The organism is Stenotrophomonas maltophilia (genome assembly GCF_023518235.1).
In the GTDB taxonomy this organism is placed as follows: domain Bacteria; phylum Pseudomonadota; class Gammaproteobacteria; order Xanthomonadales; family Xanthomonadaceae; genus Stenotrophomonas.
Map to the genome: position 1 here is coordinate 3,732,590 of NZ_CP090423.1, position 21,351 is coordinate 3,753,940.

General features: G+C 68.2%; 16 protein-coding genes. 5 read left to right on the top strand and 11 right to left on the bottom strand.

The genetic code is table 11. From position 1 onward, the window contains the following. Window positions 1-65: 65 nt before the first annotated feature. Genes LZ605_RS17450 through LZ605_RS17460 form a run of 3 tightly spaced genes read right to left on the bottom strand, consistent with a single transcriptional unit; the run spans window position 66 to window position 4,826 of the window. On the bottom strand, window positions 66-2,282 hold the full coding sequence (locus tag LZ605_RS17450) for an ATP-binding protein (protein WP_249842654.1): 2,217 nt from the start codon (window positions 2,280-2,282) through the stop codon (window positions 66-68). Between the two features lies 1 nt (window position 2,283). Further along, a complete protein-coding gene (locus LZ605_RS17455; protein ID WP_249842655.1) occupies window positions 2,284-4,164 on the bottom strand; it encodes an EAL domain-containing protein in 1,881 nt (626 codons plus the stop codon). Between the two features lie 44 nt (window positions 4,165-4,208). Further along, window positions 4,209-4,826: a DUF4126 domain-containing protein gene (locus LZ605_RS17460; protein WP_107232917.1), complete on the bottom strand. Its 618-nt coding sequence runs from the start codon at window positions 4,824-4,826 to the stop codon at window positions 4,209-4,211. Window positions 4,827-5,005: 179 nt separating this feature from the next. On the opposite strand from LZ605_RS17460, the gene LZ605_RS17465 reads away from it, so the two are divergent. From LZ605_RS17465 to ampE, 5 genes are all read left to right on the top strand, one after another. Further along, window positions 5,006-5,749 (top strand): DUF6776 family protein, encoded by a 744-nt coding sequence (locus LZ605_RS17465; protein WP_317657658.1) that lies wholly within the window; start codon window positions 5,006-5,008, stop codon window positions 5,747-5,749. Between the two features lie 4 nt (window positions 5,750-5,753). Further along, window positions 5,754-6,218, top strand: coding sequence for a bactofilin family protein (locus LZ605_RS17470; protein ID WP_249842656.1), 465 nt, complete (start codon window positions 5,754-5,756; stop codon window positions 6,216-6,218). Window positions 6,219-6,249: 31 nt separating this feature from the next. Next, complete coding sequence (gene erpA / locus LZ605_RS17475) at window positions 6,250-6,642, top strand: iron-sulfur cluster insertion protein ErpA (RefSeq protein WP_057497547.1); 393 nt, start codon at window positions 6,250-6,252, stop codon at window positions 6,640-6,642. 108 nt (window positions 6,643-6,750) lie between these two features. Next, the gene (gene nudC, locus LZ605_RS17480) at window positions 6,751-7,656 is read left to right on the top strand and encodes an NAD(+) diphosphatase (RefSeq protein ID WP_249842657.1); all 906 of its coding nucleotides are present in this window, start codon (window positions 6,751-6,753) and stop codon (window positions 7,654-7,656) included. A 145-nt stretch (window positions 7,657-7,801) separates the two neighbouring features. Further along, window positions 7,802-8,689 carry a regulatory signaling modulator protein AmpE gene (ampE, locus tag LZ605_RS17485; protein ID WP_249842658.1) on the top strand — a complete coding sequence of 296 codons (888 nt, stop codon included), beginning with the start codon at window positions 7,802-7,804 and terminating at the stop codon, window positions 8,687-8,689. Between the two features lie 587 nt (window positions 8,690-9,276). On the opposite strand, the gene LZ605_RS17490 is transcribed toward ampE, so the two are convergent. The 8 genes from LZ605_RS17490 to LZ605_RS17525 all read right to left on the bottom strand — a co-directional run bounded on the left by LZ605_RS17490 (window position 9,277) and on the right by LZ605_RS17525 (window position 21,320). Beyond that, complete coding sequence (locus tag LZ605_RS17490) at window positions 9,277-9,702, bottom strand: DUF2752 domain-containing protein (RefSeq protein ID WP_249842659.1); 426 nt, start codon at window positions 9,700-9,702, stop codon at window positions 9,277-9,279. Between the two features lie 43 nt (window positions 9,703-9,745). After that, window positions 9,746-10,027, bottom strand: a complete 282-nt coding sequence (locus tag LZ605_RS17495; protein WP_107233261.1) for a CD225/dispanin family protein — start codon at window positions 10,025-10,027, stop codon at window positions 9,746-9,748. Between the two features lie 34 nt (window positions 10,028-10,061). Continuing rightward, window positions 10,062-10,349 (bottom strand): CD225/dispanin family protein, encoded by a 288-nt coding sequence (locus LZ605_RS17500; RefSeq protein ID WP_057497552.1) that lies wholly within the window; start codon window positions 10,347-10,349, stop codon window positions 10,062-10,064. A 175-nt stretch (window positions 10,350-10,524) separates the two neighbouring features. Then, a complete protein-coding gene (locus LZ605_RS17505) occupies window positions 10,525-12,414 on the bottom strand; it encodes an MFS transporter (RefSeq protein WP_249842660.1) in 1,890 nt (629 codons plus the stop codon). 81 nt (window positions 12,415-12,495) lie between these two features. After that, window positions 12,496-13,290 (bottom strand): SDR family NAD(P)-dependent oxidoreductase, encoded by a 795-nt coding sequence (locus LZ605_RS17510; protein ID WP_249842661.1) that lies wholly within the window; start codon window positions 13,288-13,290, stop codon window positions 12,496-12,498. A gap of 121 nt (window positions 13,291-13,411) precedes the next feature. Further along, complete coding sequence (yccS, locus tag LZ605_RS17515; RefSeq protein ID WP_249842662.1) at window positions 13,412-15,589, bottom strand: YccS family putative transporter; 2,178 nt, start codon at window positions 15,587-15,589, stop codon at window positions 13,412-13,414. 184 nt (window positions 15,590-15,773) lie between these two features. After that, window positions 15,774-17,843, bottom strand: a complete 2,070-nt coding sequence (locus LZ605_RS17520; protein WP_249842663.1) for a TonB-dependent siderophore receptor — start codon at window positions 17,841-17,843, stop codon at window positions 15,774-15,776. 354 nt (window positions 17,844-18,197) lie between these two features. Then, entirely contained in the window at window positions 18,198-21,320 is a 3,123-nt protein-coding gene (locus LZ605_RS17525; protein WP_249842664.1) for an efflux RND transporter permease subunit, read from the bottom strand. Window positions 21,321-21,351: the final 31 nt, after the last annotated feature.

Genomic DNA, 21,351 nt, shown 5'->3' on the forward strand with positions numbered 1-21,351 from the left:
TCCGCGTAGCGTCGAGCTTGCTCGACCGATGATTCCCTGGCGTCGAGCAAGCTCGACGCTACCGGTTACCGGTGCTGCGCCAGATAGCCCGTCAGCGCCACCCGCGCACGGGCGAATTCGGCCACCAGCAGCGCGACCGCCACGGCGGGGCGCTTCAGGCTGCCACTGCGTGCTTCATGCTCGATGCGTGCAGCAACCGCCGACAGCGACAGCGCACCCACATTCGCACTGGATGATTTCAGGCTGTGCGCGACGGCCTGCAGGCGCGATTCATCGCCGTTCTGGGCGGCCAGCTGCAACTGCTGCACCATCGCCGGCGCATCTTCAAGAAAGACCGTAACGATCCGGATGGCCGCCTCGCCGATCACCGCGTGCAGTTCGTCCAGCACATCGCGGTCGAGCACCGGTTGGGGCGCCGCGCTGGGTGGCTTGGTCTGTAGCGTCGAGCTTGCTCGACGATCGCCAGGCTGATCGCAGTCGAGCTCCGTCAGCCGAGCATGGCTCGGCTCTACAGCAGGCAGGGGCAGTGACGCAGGTTTGCCCCCGGCCCAGCGCTGCAGCAGCGCATGCAACGCGGTGCGCGCGATCGGCTTGGACAGGTAGTCGTCCATGCCGGCCTGCAGGCAGCGCTCCCTGTCGCCGGCCATGGCATTGGCGGTCATCGCGATGATCGGCAGGCGCGTGCGCCCGGCCTCGGCTTCCTCGGCGCGCCAGCGGCGTGTGGCGGCATAGCCGTCAAGTACCGGCATCTGGCAATCCATCAGGACCACGTCCGTGCCGCCTTCGCGCAGCACAGCAAGCGCCTGCTCACCATGGGCGGCATGGCGGACATCGCACTGGAACACGCGCAGCAGTTGCTCGGCGACCATCCGGTTGACCGTGTTGTCCTCCACCAGCAGCACGCGCAGATGCAGCGGCGCCAGCGCCGCCGCCGCCGGCAGGGCTTCGGCACTGGCCAGCAGGGCCGAGGGCCGTGCGTGGGCTACCGGAGCGCCCAGCAGTGCATGCAGGGCGGCGTCTTCGAAGTCGGTGGGCAGCCGGTGCTGGCGCGCGCGCGCCGGCATGGCCTCGTCCTGCAGCCACAGTAGTTGCAGGGTGTCATCCTCGCCACGTTCGGCCACGACCTGCTGCAGCGTGGCCCCGCCATTGCGACGGGCACGTGCATCGGCCAGCAGCCAGGCCGGTGCCAGCTGCCCGGGGCCGGGGGCTGCCCGCAGGCGCTCGACCACGGCATCCAGCTGCGCGAGCACCTGCACCTGCAGACCGTGATGGGCCGCGATGCGCTGCACGCGCGCCTGCAGCATCGCATCGGTACTGAACAGCAGCAGCGGGGCCGGGGCGCGTGCCATCGCAGGCAGGTCGCCGGGCACCTTCAGCAGCGGAATCTCGAACCAGAACGTGGCACCCTGGCCGGGCGTGGACTGCACGCCGATGCGGCCCTGCATCAGGTCGATGATGCGCTTGCAGATGGCCAGGCCCAGGCCGGTTCCGCCATAGATGCGGGTGGTCGAGGCGTCGGCCTGGCTGAAGGACTGGAACAGGCGGGCCTGCAATGCCGCATCGATGCCGATGCCGGTGTCGATGATCTCGAAGCGCAGCTGATGCTGCGCGGCCGCTTCGCCCAGGCGCAGCACGCGCAGCTGCACCTGGCCGCGTGCGGTGAACTTGATGGCGTTGGCCAGCAGATTGCTCAGCACCTGGCGTAGACGCACCGGATCACCGCGCACCGGCAGGCGTACCGACGGGTCCAGCTGCAACGCCAGTACCAGGCCCTTGTTGTCGGCGGCCCGCTGCATCAGCTGCACCACGCCGTCGAGCAGATCGCGCAGGTTGAAGCTGGTGATCTCCAGTTCCAGTGCCTGTGCTTCCAGCCGTGAGTAATCGAGGATGTCGTCGACGATGCGCAGCAGCTGTTGCGAGCTGGCCGACGCGGTGGCCAGCATCTGCCGCTGGTCATCGCCCAGCGGCCCGCGTGCGATCAGCTCCAGCATCGGCAGGATGCCGTTGAGCGGAGTGCGGATTTCGTGGCTCATCGTGGCCAGGAATTCGCCCTTGGCCAGCACCGCCGCCTCGGCTGCCTGCTTGGCCTGCAGCAGCTGCTGCTCCAGCTGGCCCTGGCGCTCGGTGGTCCGCCGCAGCTGGTCGCGCTCGCCGAGCAGTGCGTCATGCCCGCGCTGCAGCGCGCTCAGCGCATGCCGTTGCGCACGCAGGCGCAGGCTCGACAGCAGCAGCGCGCAGGCCACCACCGCCAGAGCCACCAGCAGCGCCGCCCACAGCGGCACCTCAGAGCACCGCGTTGTGGAAGTCGAAGTTCAGATCGCTGCCGGCCGACTGCACCATGTTGCCCTGGATGTAGTCGACACCGCCGACCCACATCGCCGCGGCGGCCTGCGGGTCTTCGATCTGCTGGCCGATGATCTGCAACCCGGCAGCGTGCGCCTGTTCGATCGCCCGGCGCAGTTCCTCGCGCGTGGCCGGGTTGGAATGGCTGCTGGAAAAGCGCGCGGCCATGCGCACGAACGACAGCGGCAGCTGGGTCAGCAGCGCGTCGGCGTCGGCGCCGGGCTCGAACTGGCTCAGGCAGAAACGTACGCCGGCACTGGCCATGCGCTGGCAGAACTGCTGCAACGGCACGGTGTGGATCAGCGCGTCGGGCAGGCGCACGTCGATCACCAGCGCGCTGCCGGGCAGATCGCGCTGCTGCAGCGATTCCAGCAGCCAGTCGCCGAAGGCATCGCGCTGCAGGGTGCGCAGCGACTGCGAAACGAACAGGTTCAGCGGCTGGGTGGCATGCCGGTACAGGTCCAGCAGGCCCAGCGCATGGTCCATCACCTGCTGGTCGAGGTCGGCGATGCGGCCGGCCGCTTCGGCCGCCGGAATCACCTGGCCGGCGGCCAGCACCGTGCCATCGGCCTGGCGCAGGCGCAGCAGCAGCTGGTACTGCGCGGTATTGCCACCGGCCACGGCGACGATCGGCTGGTAGGCCAGTTCCAGCTGGCCTTCCAGCAGGGCCAGGTGCTCCTGCTCGGTCACGGCCTGGCGATGCACGTGGCCGGCCACGCCTGCGCTGAGCAGGCGCGCCTGCAGGGTGGTTCTTTCCACCGCTTCCAGCGCGCTGCTGGCGTCGTCGAAGCCCGGCGACAACGGCGCATATCCGACCACGCCACGCAGGTGCACCGACTCGTCATCGCGGATCACGAAGGCGCGCGCCGAGAGCTGTTCGCGAAGGGTCGCGGCGATGCCTTCCAGCGAGTCTTCGCCGGCATTGCGGGCCAGCAGCAGGAAGCTGTTGTCGTTCAGGCGGGCCAGCAGATGCGGTTCGCCGGCCTCGGCCAGACGTTGCCCGGCCTGCACCATCAGCCGCTCGAAGGCGGCGTAGCCGTAGCGCTCGCGCAGCCCGAGGGCGCTGGCCACCTCGATGAAGAACACACCGCCCGCGTCGCGGTGGGCGAGCGCGGCATTGAGCTGCTGCAGCACATGGTGGCGCGTCGGCAGGCCGGTTTCCGGATTGCTGGTGGCCGGCGCACCGCCCACCCCCGGCAGCGTCGCGGCCTGCGCACGCGCACGGCGGATGCGGTTGGCCACGGCCGCGATCAGGTGACGGGGCCGGATCGGCTTGCTCAGGTAATCATCGGCGCCGCTGTCGAGCACTTCGAACTGGCGCTCCGGATCCGGGTCGCCGCTGAGGAACACGATCGGCAGCAGTTGCAGGCCAGGTTGCTGGCGGATCAGGGCGGTCAGCCGCATGCCATCCAGCCCCGGCAGGTGCAGGTCCATCAGGATCAGGTCGGGATGGTGTTCCTTGATGGCCTGCAGCGCGCCGTCGGCATCGCTGTGCACGATCGCCTGCATGCCGGCGCCGTGCAGCACGCTCTGCGCGAACAGGGCCTGGGCACGGTCGTCCTCGACGATCAGCACGCGATAGGGCGAGTCCGCAGGTGGCGGAGCCGGGTCCGAGTTGCCGGCGTCGGCCAGCACCGCCGCGCCAGGCAGCGCCGGGGGCGCGAGCGGGGGCGGTGCTGTTGCCGCCGCCGGGCTGGCCGGAGGCGGCGGTGTTGCCATCACCGGAGCTGTCACCGGGTGTGCCCAGCGCTGCCAGTGGTCGGCCGGCGGGGTTTCAGCGCGTCCCGGGCGGGCGCCCGCGGGGGATTCGTTTGCGGCCATCGGTGCTCCTGGTGTTCGCGTCCATTATGCGACAAGCCTGGTGATCAACCGCTGCCGGATGGCCTTGTGACCGACGCCGAGCCGCCACGTGCCAGCCAGCGCACGCCTTTCCACAGGGCGCGCCAGACCAGCCACACCGCCAGTGCACCGGCCAGGCTGCAGGCCAGCACCACCACCAGCGCGATCCACGGGTGCGCCAGTGCCAGCGCCAGGCCGCCGATCACCACGGTGTCCTCGGCGGCCGAGGCGACCCAGTTGCTGGCCGGCTCCGGCGAGGTGTTGAGCAGGGCGCGGGTGCCGGCCTTCAGGCCGTGGCTGGCCAGGGCGACACCGGCGCCAGCGGCGAGTGCGCCGGTTCCCAGCTGGCCGTCCGGCGACAGCGTGGCGGCGGCGAGGAAGGCTCCGGCGGGCACGCGCGCCAGGGTCTGTACCAGGTCCCAGGCCGAGTCCACGCCAGGGATCTTGTCGGCAAAGAATTCGGTGATCGCCAGTGCCGCGGACGTGCCCAGCACCCACCACGATTCGGTCGCCTGCAGGGCGGGCGGCAGGTCGACCCAGCCGAGCAGGCCGGCCAGGCCGACGCCGAACACGGTGAGGTAGACGCGGATGCCGGCCAGCCAGGCCAGCAGGATGCCGATCACGAACAGGTGGGCTTCGGTCATGGCGGTGCTCCGGCGACGGAACTGTGCAGGGGGCCACACTATCGGCGATGGCGTGGCTGAACGCCACAGACCGTGGCGGGCCACTGCGCAGGAAACCCACCCGTCCTGTCATACACTAGCCCGTCGTTTGCCACAGGGGCCGTACCGGTATCGCCCTGGCGATGCCCCGGAATCCACCCATGAACAACCGCCCACCCATGCGCGTGCAGGTGCGCCTGCCGGGTGCCTCGCAGCCCCCCACCGACCGTCGCCGGCTGCTGGTGATCGGCGGCATCTGGCTGCTCAGCCTGGTGCTGGCGGTCCTCGGTGGCTGCTGGCTGGCCACCCCGCGCGATGCCCAGGGCCAGCGCCTGCAGGCTGCCGAGAAGCGCGCCGAGACGCTGCAAGGGCAACTGACCGAGCTGCGCCAGAAGCAGGCCACGCTGGAAGCCTCCGACCGCATCAGCCGCGCCGCCAATACCGAGGTGCAGTCCTCGCTGGCCGAGCGTGATGAGGAAATCGCCGGCCTGCGTGCCGACGTCGCCTTCTACGAGCGCCTGGTCGGCTCGACCAGCCAGCGCAAGGGGTTGAATACCCATTCCATCGAGTTCAGCCCGGAGACCGCCGGCACCTGGCAGTACACCGCTGTGCTGACCCAGAACCTCAACCGCGGTGCCATCAGCCAGGGGCAGATGCGCTTCACCGTGGAAGGCGTGAAGAACGGCAAGCTGGCCACGATCAGCTGGGATGATCTGCACCAGCGCAGCAAGGTACCGGGGCAGGATTACTCGTTCCGGTACTTCCAGCAGATCACCGGCAGCGTCATGCTGCCGGCTGACTTCACCCCGCAACGCGTGCGGGTGACATTGGGGAGTGGTACGGGGGGTACCACCCAGGTATTCGACTGGAAACAGGCCGGTGCGCCGGCCAGCAAAGGGGAGTAGGCAGATGTTCGGGAACAGCAAATCCAACCGTGATGGCCAGCTGGTGGTCGACGCCCTGATCGGCAACCAGGTGGTGATCCGCGGCGATGTGGAATTCAGTGGTGGCCTGTACGTGGAAGGCCGCATCCACGGCAAGGTGATCGCCGCCGAGGGCGCCAGTGGCGCGACCCTGACGGTGGCCGAGCACGGCGTGATCGAAGGCGAGATCCGTGCCCAGGTGGTGGTCATCAGTGGCCGCCTGGACGGCGATGTGCACGCCACCGAGAAGGTTGAACTGACGCCGAGCGCGCGGGTCAACGGCAACGTCCATTACCAGGTGGTGGAAATGAATGCGGGCGCCCAGCTGAACGGCCGCCTGATCCATGCCAGCGCCCCGATGGCGGCGCTGCCGGCCCCGGACGGCGATGAGGCCAATGCGGGCAAGGGCGACACCGCCGCGCGCCGCAAGCTGGCCGAGGCGATGGCTTGAAAGCCATCGTCGGCGCCCCCATGCTGACACCATGAGCACGCTAGTCTCCCTGCCCGGCGCCACCCCGGCCGCCGCGCCCGATTACCAGTCGCTGGAGCGCCCGCTGAACTTCACCGAGTCGGCGGCCGCCAAGGTCAGATCCCTGATCCAGGAAGAGGGCAACCCCGACCTGGCCCTGCGCGTGTACATCGAAGGGGGCGGCTGTTCGGGCTTCCAGTACGGGTTCGAGTTCGACGAGAACCGGGCCGACGATGATCTGGCGGTGCAGACCAGCGGGGTGACCCTGCTGGTGGACCCGCTGAGCCTGCAGTACCTGATGGGCGCCGAGGTGGACTACACCGAGAGCCTGACCGGTGCCCAGTTCGTGATCCGCAACCCGAATGCCAAGACCACCTGCGGCTGCGGCAGCAGCTTCAGCATGTAGGCGGGGCGCGGGGCCTGCGTCCTGCGCAACAAGGTGTGTGGAGCAAGCTCCACACCCACGCAAAGCCTGCGGCTTGCCACCTGCAGCGATTGGCGGCACGCTTGGCGGATGCCCAATACTCCTTCGCCGCTTTCCGGTTTCGCCTTCGTGGGCGAACCGCTGGAGCGCGCCGATGCCCTGCGCGACGATGCCGAAGCACTGGCGCGCCTGTGGCCGGGCGCGCGCATCCTTGTTCTCGACCATGACGGCAGCGCCTTCACCGACGATGACGATCAACCGCTGGCGGTGACCGGCGCCGATATCGGCGGTGGCCCCGGTGCCGCGATCTTCCTCGGCCTGCGCGGCGAACAGGCCTGGTTTTCGGTCGAAGCCGCCAATGTAACCGTCACTGCACCGCGTCGCCTCGACCTGCGGCAGGCCGCGTTGCTGTGGCCGATGGCCGATGCAACCGCCTTCAGCTACGCGCGCGGCATGTCCTACTGGCACGCGCGCACCCGCTTCTGTGGTGTGTGCGGCGGCGCCGTGGCGTTTGCACGCGGCGGTTTCGTGGGCCGTTGCGCGCAGTGCTCCACCGAGCACTACCCGCGTGTCGATCCCGCCGTGATCGTGGCGGTGGAAAACCAGGGCCGCCTGCTGCTCGGCCGCCAGTCGAACTGGGCGCCGCGCCGCTACTCAGTGCTGGCCGGCTTCGTCGAACCGGGCGAGACCTTCGAGCAGACCGTGGTGCGCGAAGTCCACGAGGAGAGCAAGGTGCGGGTGACCGCCTGCCAGTACCTCGGTTCGCAGCCGTGGCCGTTCCCCGGCGCGCTGATGGTCGGCTTCCGTGCACAGGCCCAGGACGACCTGCCAACGGTGGATGGTGAGCTGGAAGATGCGCGCTGGTTCAGTGCCGAAGAGGTGGGCGCTGCGCTGGCGCGTGATGCCCATGACGACGGACAGGGCATCCGCCTGTCACCGCCGATCTCGATTTCGCGTGGTCTGATCGAGCACTGGTACCACCAGCAGAAGGCGTGACGGCAGGCGGCCAGCGGGCGTGCAACGGCCCGGTATTGCCGCCACCTGAACACGGCCCGGGTTACAGTGCGGGCCATCCGTGAAGCGGCGGCTGCGACAGGTAAGGTAGCGGCGCCACGCGTTCTGTTTTGTAGGGAGACCTGCCATGTTCACCACTCTGGCCGCCGTGCTGGTTGCACTGGCCCTGGGCCATGTCGCTCCGGCCGCTGCCGCTTCGCTGCGTCGCTTCGATGGCTTCCGGCGTTGGCTGGGCTGGCTGGACGGGCGCGGTGGCAAGGCCTGGCATGGACCGGCAGGTGTCGCCCTTGCCTTGCTGCCGCCACTGCTGTTGATGGCGTTGCTGGCATGGCTGCTGCGCGGGGTGCTGTTCGGGCTGCCGTCGCTGCTGCTGGGGGTGGTGGTGCTGGCGTGGTGCTGGGGCCCGCGCGACCTGGATCGCGATATCGAGGCGGTCATCGATGCCGATGATGCGGCGACCCGGCAGGCGGCCATGCGCAACCTGCAGGCCGCCGGCGGCAGCCTGCGCGAGGACGTACCGTCGCTGGTGGAAGCCACCGTGCTCAACGCACTGCGGCGCTGGTTTGCGGTGCTGTTCTGGTTCCTGTTGCTTGGCCCGGCCGGTGCCCTGGGCTATCGATTGCTGGCGCTGATGGCGGAAAGCCCGATGCGCGCTCGTGTTCCGGCCGAGCCGCTGGCAGTGGCGCAGCGGCTGCTGGGCTGGATCGAGTGGCCGGTGGCGCAGCTGATGGCGTTCTCGATGGCGCTGGTCGGCAATTTCGATACGGCGTGGAAAGCGTGGCGGCAGGCGCACGGCGAGCGTCTGGCCGGAGGCATCGCCTTCCTCGGCGCGGTGGCACGCGCCAGCGTCAACGCCGAACTGCGCGAGGACGCGCACGATTACACCGAAGCGGGCTTGTTGCCGGTGTGGCAGCGCCTGCCGGAACTGCGTGATGCGATGAGTCTGGTGTGGCGGATGCTGCTGCTGTGGCTGGCCGTGCTGGCCCTGCTGGTGATTGCAGGCTGGGTGACGTAGGTACTTTGCAGGGCTTGCAGCCCTGCACCTGCAGAAGCAACAGCAACAGCAACAGCAACAGCCGGATTACCGCGAGATGGCGGGGTGGGTCGGATGGCGGGGGACGCCGTAAACCCGTCCATGGGGGCTTGGTCGCCGCATCCATGCGGTTCACACCCCCGCCATCCGACCCACCCCGCCTTCGACAGTTTCCCGGTGACGGTGGGTCAACTGCGATTGCCGGTGGGTGTCGACCTTGGTCGACACGGTAGATCCACGCCATGCGTGGATGCAGAGCGAAGCGATCCGCTTCTGATCTTCTCTTTCTTTTCCGTGGTGGACGCGCACGGAAACTGTCCGTGGCCGGGCGCGATGGGTTTGCGGGGGTGTCCGCGGCGTGGGCCCGAGGCATGCCTCGGGCGGGTTGGGCAGGAGGCCCAACCCCGGTCTTGCCGTGTGCGCAGGACAGCGCACACGAGCAAGCCGCGGCCAAGCCTCCAGGGATGGATTCACGGCGTCCCCCGCAAACCCATCGCGCCCGGCCAACCCCCAGGCTTCCACCTTCAGATGTCGCGCCACCACGAGGGGCCGCGCCGTTGGCCGGAAACCTAGATCGGTGCCAGCGCGGTGAACGGCGCCCACGGCAGGTTGCGCAGCAGCGCATAGCCGGGCAGCAGCCACAGCCAGAAGGTGGGGTTGGCCAGCACCCGCATCAGCGGGTCGAGCAGGCGAGGGCGGAAGCCAGCGGCATTGAGCAGCATCAGCAGCAGGAAGGGCAGGCTGACGACCAGCAGCGGGTTCATCGCCATTGCGCCAGGCAGGTCGAAGTGGACCAGTGAATACAGGCAGCGGGTGCTGCCACAGCCCGGGCAATACAGGCCGGTCAGCGCGTACACCGGGCAGCTCGGCAACGGGTTGCCGGCAACATATGGATTGACGTGGCGCAGCACGACCGCAGCACCTGCGGCCAGACCGGTGGCGGCCAGCAGCGGCGCCCAGCGGGCGAAGCGGAAATGGGCAGGACGGGCTGACATGTGGCAACGGATCCGGCGCGGGCGCCGGATCCGTCCGGAGGCATCAGTAGCTGCTGCCGCCGCTCATGGCGCCCATGCCGCCGACAGCCACGATGAGGATGCCGTACAGCACGCCCACCACGACGGCGGCGATGGCCGACCAGATGGCCCACTTCTTGGCCTTGGCGGCCGAATCCTGGGCACCGGCGACGTCGCCTGCGGCCAGCTTGCCGTTGACCTGGGCGGCGTAGACGATCGACACGATGCCCGCCGGCAGGCAGCAGAACAGGGTGGACAGGATTGCCCAGACCAGATTGTTCGGGACCTGCGGAGTAGCGGTGTTCATGGGTTCAAGCTCCTTGATGGGTGGTGGTGGTGAATCAATGGTCGGAAAGAGCGCCCAGCACAGCCAAGCCGCCGAACAGCCCGAACCACAACAGCAACAGGACCGGCAGCGCCACGGCCGAAGCCACGGCCCACCAGCCTGCCTTGCGCGACGCATCGTAGGCGCCGGGAAGATCGCCGGCCGCGCGGCGGCCATCGACCTGGGAGGCATAGACGATCGACACCACGCCCAGCGGCAGGCAACAGAACAGCGTCGTCAGGATCGCCCAGACCAGATGGTTGGGGATGTAGACCGGACGGCTGAGCGGTGGTGGTTGATTCAAAGCAAGACTCCATTCCTTGGTGGCTGGACCCCGGTGAACGTGGCCAACCTCCCCCCTGTGGGTGCGTAATCTACCGCAACCGGCGTTGCATGTATGCGTTTACATCGGCGACATGGCGCCACCTGCACTTGACGGTGGCGTATGCCAGGGGCTTGTGTGAGCCCGGACTGCTGCGTCAGGCGTGATCGCCACGCAGGGCGCGGACCTGGGCTTCCAGGGTGGCGGCGTCAGTGCGATGGCCGTCCACGGCCGGCGCGGCCACCACGTCGATGGTGGCGCGGAAGCGGCGTGGCACGCGCATGCGGCCCAGGCGGCTGTCGCGCCGGCTCCACATGCTCGACCACATGCCCTGCAGCGCCATCGGCACCACCGGCACCGGCCGCCGTTCGAGGATCTTCTCGACGCCGGACTTGAACGGCGCCATCGCGCCATCCCTGGTCAACGCGCCTTCCGGGAAGATGCAGACCAGCTCGCCCTCGGCCAGCGCCGCATCGATCTCGTCGAACGCGCGCTGCATCAGTGCCGGGTCTTCGCGCGCACCGGCAATCGGGATCGCCTTGGCGGTGCGGAAGATCCAGCGCATCACCGGGATGTTGAAGATCCGGTAGTACATGACGAACCGTACCGGGCGCGGGATCGTCGCCGACAGGATCAACGCATCCATGTAGCTGACGTGGTTGCAGACCAGCAGTGCAGCGCCTTCGTCGGGCACGTTGGCCTCGATGCCGTGCGGGCGCAGCCGGTACAGGGTGCGCACCATCAACCAGCTGAGGAAGCGCATCAGGAATTCGGGGACGATGGTGAAGATGTAGATCGCCACCACGGCATTGGCGATGGCCAGTGCCAGGAACTGCTGCGGAATGGTCCAGTGCAGCAGCTTATGCGCGGCCAGCGACAACAGCGCGGCGGCCACGATGAAGCCGGAGTTCTGGATGTTCAGCGCGGCGAACACGCGCGACATCTGTGCCTTCGGCGTGCGGCTCTGGATCAGCGCGAACAGCGGCACCACGAAGATGCCGGTGAACAGGCCGATTCCGACAAGATCGATGACGATGCGCAGGCTCCCCGGCTGCTGCAGGAACGTGCCGATGGTCAACCCGTGCGCAGTCGCCTCGCCGCTGCGGGCGAAGTACAGATCCAGCAGGAACGCGGTCATGCCGAACGCGCCCAGCGGCACCAGGCCGATTTCCACGGTGCGCGCCGACAGCTTCTCGCACAGCAGCGAGCCGACCCCGGTGCCGACCGAGAACAGGGCCAGTGCGAAGATGTACAGGGTCGGTTCGCCACCAAGGTTGGCGACCGCGTACGCCGGCAGCTGCGAGGTCAGCACGGTGCCGACGAACCAGAACCAGGACACGCCCAGGATCGCGTTGCGCACGGCCTTCTGCTGGCGCGCCATGCGCAGGACCGCCAGCGATTCGGGCAGCGGGTTCCAGTTGATCTTCAGATTCGGGTCGCCGGCATCGACCTTGGGAATCAGCCGCGCGGCGATGTTGCCGCAGACCGCCAGCGCGATGATCGCGCATGCCGCCACCACCGTGCCGTGGCTGCCGGCCACCGTGAACACCAGGCCGCCGACGATCATGCCGGAGAGGATCGACATCGAGGTGCCCATCTCGACCAGGCCGTTGCCGCCGGTCAGTTCTTCAGGCTTGAGCACCGAGGGCAGCACCGAGTACTTCACCGGGCCGAACAGGGTCGACTGCATGCCGGTGCAGAACAGCGCGACCAGCAACACCGGCAGGCTCTGGATCAGGAAGCCGGTGGCGGCCAGCGACATGATCACGATCTCCATGGTGGTGGTGATCACGATCAGCCGCGATTTTTCCAGCTTGTCGGCGATCTGCCCGGCCAGAGCCGAGAACAGGAAGTACGGCAGGATGAAGATGGCCGGTGCCAGCGTGGCGTACAGGCCCAGTTCCTCTTCCGGAACGGCCATGAACAGCAGCATGCTGATGATGGCCTGCCGGTACACATTGTCGTTGAACGCCCCAAGCGCCTGTACGACGAAGAACGGCAGGAAACGGCGCTGGCGCAGCAGGGCAAACTGGTTGTGACCGGACATGGAGCCTCCTTGACCGGCGCAGCCTAGCATTCCTGCCCATCCGCTGTGGGTGCGGACCGTTGGTCCGCACACCTGGAAACCTCAGACGATATCGTCGACCACGCCGCCGTCCACGCGCAGCGCCGCACCGGAGGTGGCCGAGGCCTGCACCGAAGCCAGGTACACCACCATGTTGGCCACCTCCTCGACCGTGGTGGCCCGCTGCAGGACCGAGGTCGGGCGATGTTCCATCACGAACTCGCGGCCGATCTGCTCCAGCGGCTTGCCACTGCGCTGGCGTTCATCTTCGAACATCGCGGCGAAACCATCGGAAAGGGTCGGGCCGGGCAGTACCGCGTTGACGGTGACGCCACTGCCGGCCACGCGTTTGGCCAGGCCGCGCGACAGCGACAGCTGCGCAGTCTTGCTGACGCCGTAGTGGATCATGTCGGCCGGGATGTTGCGTGCCGATTCGGAGGAAATGAACAGCACGCGGCCCCAGCCGGCCGCGACCATCGCGGGCAGCAGGGCACGCGACAGGCGCACGCCGGACATCACGTTGGTCTGCCAGTAGCGGTCCCAGGTGGCGTCGTCGGTCTCGAAGAAATCCTCCGGCCCGAAGATGCCGGCATTGTTGACCAGGATATCGACCCTGGGCAGGCCGGCCAGCAGCGTGTCGACGCCGGCCGCATCGGACAGGTCCGCGGCGACGCCGATCACCTCGGCCCCCGCAACAGCGGCGAGCAGCTGCAGGCGTGCGCGTTCGACGCTGTCGGCGCTGCGGCCGTTGAGGATGATCCGCGCACCGGCGCCGGCCAGGCCCTGCGCGATGGCCAGCCCGATGCCGGCGGTGGAGGCGGTGACCAGCGCGGTGCGGCCGCTGAGTTCGATCTTCATGGCGGGAATCCGTGAGCAGGGGTCACCCAGTATCCGCGCGGCTGCGTGATCGGGCTGCAGCGTCAGGCGCAACGCGCTGTTGCGTCGCTGGTAGCGCCGGGCCATGCCCGGCGGCACGTTGTCAGGTGAGCGTACGCACCGCCTCATTGGCCGCTGCCCGCAGCTTCGTCAGCAGGCGCAGCACCAGCGCCATCTGCGTGCGGATCAGCTGCAGCTTCGGCGGCATCGCGTCGTCGATCTGTTCCAGTTCGGCGGCCACCGCGCGGTCGGCATCATTGTCATCCTCGGTCACCGGCTGGCGTGCAGTGAGGGCGCCCGCCAGCTGCTGCAGCGCCTTGCGCACGCGTTCGCCGGCGGCCAGCGCCAGCGGATCACCGGCATAGCTGTCGACCTGGTCGCGGTGTGCGCCGAGGGCCGACAGGTGGCCGAGCAAGGTGTTGGACAAGGCCAGGAAATGGAAGCCGGCATCCAGATTGCGACGCACATGCCCAGGCTCGCGCAGCATGTTCGACAACGCGGTGGACAGCGCGGCGTCGGCATTGTGCATGTCGCGGCGGGCGACGCGGTAGGCGAGGTCGTCGCGCATGCCGCTGCGGTACTGGCCCAGCACTGATTCGAGATAGCGGGCGGCGGTCTCCAGCACGCGTGCCAGCACCCGATGCAGCTGGCGGCCTTGCCAGTCGGGCAGGACCAGGAACGCGGCGGCGGCGGCGATCGCACAGCCCAGCAGGGTATCGACCATGCGCGGCACGATCAGCACGAAGCCGTCGCCGATCAGGTTGAAGCAGGTCAGTGCCATCACCGTGATCGCCGCCGACGCCACCAGGTAGCGGTCGGTCCGGGTGAAGAAGAACAGCAACGCCGACAGCAGCGCGATCAGCAACTGCACATGCAGCTGTGGGAACAGTTGCAGCAACGCCCAGGTGAGCACCAGGCCGGCCAGGGTGCCGACGATGCGCTGGGCCAGGCGCTGCCGCGTGGCGCCGAAGTTGGGCCGGCACACGAACACGATGGTCAGCAGCACCCACGAGCCGTTCTGTGCATTGAACAGGCGGATCGCTGCGAAACCGACGATCAGCGCCAGCGCCATGCGCAGGCCGTGGCGGAACAGCACCGACCCGGGCGTGAGCTGCTGGCGCAGGCGCACGCCCATCTCTCGCAGCGTGTGCGGGTTGCTGTCGCGCAGCCGCGTATCGACGTTGTCGAGGCTGGCCTCGGAGCGCTCGGCATCGAGCAGGCGGCGCTCGATGCTGCGCAGGTTGTGCACCAGCAGGTCCAGCGAACCGAGCAGGCGTTGCCACTGCGGGCGCTGCTGGTCACGCAGGTAAGCCAGCGCATCGGCCAGATCGCGCCCGGCCTGCTGGTTGCTCTGGCCATACACGAACGGACGGCGCAGCCGGATCGCTTCGCCCAGCCGCGTGCAGGCCTGGCCCTGCAGGTCGAGCAGGCGCTGGCAGCGGTACAGCACGTCGCTGTGGAAGAAGGCATCGACCAGCGCGCCATACGGGTAGTGCGAGGAGCTGGCGCGCTCGTGGAAATCCTGCGCCATGTAATACAGCCGCAGGTACAGGCCGGAGTTCACGCCGGGTCGGCCGGAGCGGCCGAAGCGGGCCAGGATCGCAGCTTTCGCTTCGTTCAATGCACCGACCACGCGCCGGTTCTGCTCCGCCAGGTCGAGCTGGCGGCGCTGCAGGTCCGTCTCGCGCACCGGCTCGAACAGGGCGGCCTTCAACTGCAGGTAGCGACCCAGTTCCTGGTACAGCCGCGCCACGCGTTCGCGCACCGGTCGGTTGGCAAACAGCGCGGTCCACAGGATCGACAGCAGGCCGTACCAGAGCGCACCGGCCAGCAGGTGGCTGACCGCCTCCAGCGCAGTGTGCAGGTCGCTGGCACCATGCTGCTCCAGGCCGATCATGGTGTAGATGGCCAGCGTCACCGTGGCCTGGGCAATGGACGCATAGCGCTCGCCGAGCGCACCCAGCAGGGTCAGGCCGAAGGTGGACAGCGCCAGCGCGCCGATGAAGATCCACGGCCACGGGAACAGCCAGATGACCGAGGCCGCGGCGATGCAGAAGCACAGCAGTGACAGTGCCACGGCCTTGGTCCTGCCCCACGCGTTGTCGTCGGTTTCGGCGATGGCGCTGGCGATGATGCCGAGGAACACGCCGGGCAGCGCCGTGAGCGCATCCAGCTGCCAGCACACCGCCATCGCCGCGCTCAGGGCGATGAACACGCGCAGGCCATAACTGGCCTTTTCGTGGGCCCACAGGCGGCTGAGGCGGGATTGGCGGGTGGACATGCAGACTCGGCGGAAGGATCTCCCACCATTATTGCGGGGGGCGCGTGAAATGGGGGGGCGTGCGGATTGATATACCGACCGATGTGCGGACCAACGATCCCCACCCACCGAATCCGGTAGCGCCGCGCCATGCGCGGCGGACAGGCAAAACCGTCGGGCACGGCCCGGCGCTACCGAGGTTGGGTTACATCTCCCAGCGCACGCTCAGAGCCAGGGTGCGTGGCAGGCCGATGCCGGCGTTGGACCAGTAGCGGCGGTTGGCCAGGTTCTCCACGCTGGCGCGAAGCACGACCGGATGGCCGGAGGCCAGCAGGCGATAGCCCACGCCCGCGTTGACCAGGGTGTAGTCGGGCAGATTGAGGGTGTTGTCGGCGTCGTACCAGACATCGCCGTAGTAACGCGCCACCGCGTAGGTTTCCAGTCCATCCAGCCACGGCAGCTGGTAGGTGGCATGCAGCACGCCGTTCCAGCGGGCAGCGCCGGCGGTGCGGTTGCCTTCCTGCGACGCGCTGTCCGGTGACAGGCGATCGTAGGTCGGGTCCAGCCAGGTCACGCCGCCGCCGACGGTCAGTGTGTCGGTCAGGTGCAGGTCGGCGCTGGCCTCGACGCCTTCGTACAGGGTGATGCCGTCCTGCACCAGGCGCTTGCCGGCCGGGGTGAGCGCATCGATGGTGGCGCCACGCTCCAGCCGGAACGCGGCCACGTTGGCGTTCCAGCGCGACGCCTCCACCTTGGCGCCGATCTCGTACTGCTTGCTGAGGGTCGGGTCCAGCACGTCGCCGGCATTGATGTAGCCGGTGCCGACGCGGCTGCCGGCTTCAAGCGATTCGATGTAGCTGGCGTACAAGGTCACGTCCTCGCGCGGCTTGAACATCAGCGCGTAGGTCGGGGTCACCGGATAGGTGTGGTAGCGGCCCTTGGTTTCGTAGTCGTTGTAGCGCCAGCCGGCCAGCAGCGACCAACCGCCGCCGAGGTCGACGGTGTCGCTGGCGAACAGGGCCGTCTGCACGGTTTCATCGCCACGGCTCATCACCCGCGAGCCCACTGCATCGTGGCGCAGTGGCGAACGCTGGTAGAGGTTGGCGCGGCCGATCAGGTTCCATTCGTACGGGCGGTCCCAGCCCAGCCCGGTCTGGTGACTGAGCCCTGCCACCAGCTGGTGCGCGAGCCTGCCGGTGCGGAAGCTGCCCTGGACCTGCGCCTGTGCCAGCTTCCACTCGCTCTTGCCGCCCAGCTCGTAGACATTGACGTCGTAGTCACCGTTGGGCGAGTCGATGTAGGCGAAGATCTTGTTGACGTCATTCCAGGAGGTGGTGACGCCATAGCTGAGACTGGCCTTCCAGGCGCAGTTGATCTGCCAGTCCAGCGCGGTCGAGAGCAGGCTGGAGCGGGTGTCGTAGTAGGTGCCGGGAACGCCGTTGTCGATGTCGCCGGCGATCGGCCGCGGTACCGAGGTCAGGCCGCGGAAGTAATACTGCGGCGCTTCGCCGCTGAGGTCACGGGCCTGGAACACGCCGTCGAAGGTCCAGGTGAGCGCATCGCTCAGGCGCGCGTCCAGCGACAGCGCACCGACCTTGCGGTCGACCTGGCCACCGTTGAAGGTTTCGCCCTTTTCCCGGTACGCATTGAAGCGGTAGCCGAACATCTGCTCGTTGCCGAAGCGGCCGCCGGCATCGATGCCGCCACTGATGATGCCCTGCTCGCGCCAGCCCAGCTGCGCCGAGAACGTGGGGCTGTCGGTCGGCTTCCTGGTCACGTAGTTGACGAGGCCGCCGGGGGCACCGAAGCCGTACAGGAAGCCGGCGGGTCCCTTCAGCAGCTCGACCTGTTCCATCACTTCCAGCGGCCACTCGGTGCCCCACGAAGACACCTGCAGGCCGTTGACCCGATAGCTGTCAAAGTTCAGGTCGATGCCACGGTTGCGGATCGGCGAGCTCCAGCCACTGGCGTAGGCACTGACCTGGGTGGTCACCGACGGGTCGAGCGCGAACGCTTCGCCCAACGACACCACCTGGCGTTGCTCGATCTGCTCACGGCCCACTGCGGTGATGGCGAACGGCGTATCGCGCAGGGCGCGATCGCCGAGGGCGCCGGTTTCGGCATGGGTGCGTTCGGCGGTGACCTTGACCGCATCCAGCTCGGTGGCGCTGCGGCTGCGGGCGCTGCGTTCGGGAGCGGACTGGGCCTGTGCGGCGCAGGCCACGGACAGGGAAACGGCAAGCAGGGCCGGGCGGCACAGCGGATGCAGGGACATGGTGGGCTGATCCTCGGCGGACGGCCACGGGCCATCCGCCCACACGTGGGGGAAAGGTCGGTGGCTGGGATCACGCAGGCTGGCCGGAGGTGGCAGCGGGGCGCCGCTCGCGGGCGCAGGACCATGGCTGGGTGCGGATTGTTCTCTTTTCGCTGGGGCGCGTCAAACCTGTCGGCGTGCAGAGTGCGGACCAGCGGTCCGCACCCACCACTCTCACCGATCACATCCACCAACCACATCCACCGACCGTATCCACCGACCGTATCCACCGACCGTATCCACGGTAGTGCCGGCCGCTGGCCCCCAGATCAACCCCATGGCGTGGGCGTCGGCAAAGCCGGCCAGCGGCCGGCGCTACCGAAGCTGCGCGCGCTTGAGCAGCTTCGCTTCGCGCCTGCGCGCGCGCCGTGCCCGCCAGCGCTCGGCCAGGCAGGAGAAGATCACGTACAGCGCCGGCGTGCTGAGCAGGGTCAGGCTCTGCGAGAACAGCAGGCCACCGATCATCGCGATGCCCAGTGGGCGCCGCAGCTCAGAGCCTTCGCCCAGGCCGATCGCCAACGGCACCGCCGCCAGGATCGCCACCATCGTGGTCATCATGATCGGGCGGAAGCGCACGATGCTCGCTTCGCGCGCGGCATCGCGTGGTGCTAGGCCGTGCTCGCGCTGTGCCACCAGCGCGAAGTCGATCATCATGATCGCGTTCTTCTTGACGATGCCGATCAGCAGCACCAGCGCGATCATCGAGATCACCGACAGCTCGGTGTTGGTACCGAACAGGGCCAGCAGCGCGCCCACCCCCGCCGCCGGCAGCGTCGACAGGATGGTGACCGGGTGGATCAGGCTCTCGTAGAGCATGCCCAGCACCAGGTACACGGTCAGGATCGCCGCCAGCACCAGGATCAGCATGTCGCTGGGGTCGGAGTTGAAGCCGAAGCCGGCATCGTCGGCCAGGCGGATGTCGCCCGGCATGCGCATGCCGGCCACGGTCGCATCGATGATCGCCTTGGCCTCGCCCATGCTCACGTCGGGGGCCAGGTTGTAGCTCAGGTCCATCGTCGTGTACTGGTTTTCGTGGGTGATCTGCGACGGTGCCAGGCCCGGAACCTGGGTGGCCACCGCGGTGATCGGCACCATGTCGCCGTTGCGCGCACGCACGTACACCTCGTCCAGCGCTGCCGGGGTGGCGGTCTGCGAGGGCAGGGCGTTGACCACCACGCTGTACTGGTTGATATCCGAGTAGATGGTCGAGATCTGGCGCTGGCCGAACGCGCCGTACAGTGCGCCGTCGATGGCGCCGACGGTGATGCCCAGCCGCGCGGCCTTGGCGCGGTCGATCTGGATGTTCTGGCGCAGGCCGGCGTTGTCCACATCGGTGCCGACGTCGCGCAGCTTCGGGTTCTTCTTCAGTTCCGCCTGCAGCTTGGGCAGCCATTCCTGCAATGCGGCCAGGTCGTTGCCCTGCAGGGAAATACGGTACTGCGCGCCCTGGCTGGAACCGCCGCCATCGTTGCTGGGCAGATCCTGGATCGCGCGCAGGCGCAGCTGCAGGTCGGGGTAGCGGTCGGCCTTGGCACTGAGCCGCGCCAGCGCATGCGCGGTGGTTTCGCGGCGGCCGTCGCTGCGCGACTTCAGCTCGATGTTGAACTGCGCGCTGGAGCCCTGGCGGCCACTGCCCAGGCGCACGCCCACGGTCTTCACCGCCGGGTCGGCCATCAGCATGTCGGTGATGCGGCGCTGGCGGGCGACCATGTCTTCGAAAGACACGGTGGCGCTGGAGTTGGCGCGGCCCCAGATCAGGCCGGTGTCCTGCGGCGGGAATGCCCCCTTCTTCACCGCACCGAACAGGAACACGGTGACGCCGATCAGGATCAGCGGGGTCAGCGACATCAGCAGCGCATGGCGCAGCGAGAAGTCCAGGAACACGGTGTACACGCGCAGCATGCGTTCGTGGCCGGCATCGAGCCAGCGGCCGAAGCGCGACGGCGGTGCAGCGTGATCGTGGGCGCTGAGGAAGCGGCTGCACAGCGCCGGGGTCAATGTCAGCGAGACGATCATCGACACCACGATCGCCGCCACCAGGGTGACGGTGAATTCGCGGAAGAACGCGCCCATCATGCCGCTGGCGAACAGCAGCGGGATGAACACCGCCACCAGCGAGGCGGTGATCGAAACGATGGTGAAGCCGATCTCGCGTGCACCGGTCAGCGCCGCCTGCATGCGCGGCATGCCCTCGTCGAGGTGGCGCATGATGTTCTCGATCACCACGATCGCATCGTCGACCACAAACCCAATCGCGATCACCAGCGCCAGCAGGCTCAGGTTGTTCAGGGTGAAACCCATCACGTACATCACCAGCGCGGCACCGGCCAGCGACAGCGGTACGGTCACCGCGGCGATCAGCGTCGGTGCCAGCCGGCGCAGGAACAGCGCCATGGTCAGCACCACCATCGCCAGGCTGATCAGCAAGGTGATCTGCACTTCATGCAGCGACGAACGGATGGTCGGCGTACGGTCGAAGTACGGCGTCATCGTGGTGCCCGGCTGCAGGTAGTCGCGCAGGGTCGGAATCTGCGCCTTGACCCGGTCCACGGTCTCCACGATGTTGGCGCCGGCACGGGTGAACACGTACATCACCACCGCCGGTTTGTCGTCGAACCACGCTGCCTGGTAGGCGTCCTGCTGGCCGTCGTAGACGTTGGCGATGTCCTTCAGGCGGATCACCCGGCCATCGCCCTGGGTCTTGACCACCAGCTCGGCGAAGTCGGCGGCGCGCGCCACCGAGTCGTTGGCGATGATCGCGGTGGTGGTGTTGCCGTCGCTGAGGAAGCCGGTGGGCGAGGTGACGTTGGCCGCGCGCACTGCATTGCGCAGATCGTCGGCGGTCAGCCCCAGCGCGTTCATCAGGCGCAGGTTGACGTCCACGCGCACGGCCGGCGTCGAGGCGCCGGCGATGTCGACCGAGGCGACGCCGCTGATCTGGCGGATACGCTGGGCCAGCAGCGAATCGGCCACGTTGTACAGCTCGTCGGCCGACTGCGTCTGCGAGGTCAGCGCGATGGCGATCACCGGGTCGTCGTTCGGGTTCGCCTTCTGGTACATCGGCGAGCCCATGCCCGAAGGCAGGTCGGCCTGCGCCGAGTTGATCGCGGTCTGTACGTCCAGTGCGGCCGAATCGATGTTGTGGCCGCTCTGGAAGATCATGAATACCAGCGAGCTGCCTTCCGAGCTCGACGAGCGCATGCGGTCGATGCCCGGCAGCTGGCCGAGGTGGCGTTCCAGCGGCGCGGTGACCGTGCTGGCCATGGTCGCCGCGTCCGCGCCGGACTGGCTGGCGTGCACGAAGATCACCGGGATCTCGATGTTCGGCAGCGCCGACACGCCCAGGCGCAGATAGCAGATCAGGCCAACCATGAACAGGCCGATGGCCAGCAGCGCGGTGCCGATCGGGCGGCGGATGAAGGGACCGGACAGGTTCATCGTGCGGCCCCCCGCAGCAGCGGGGCGTGGA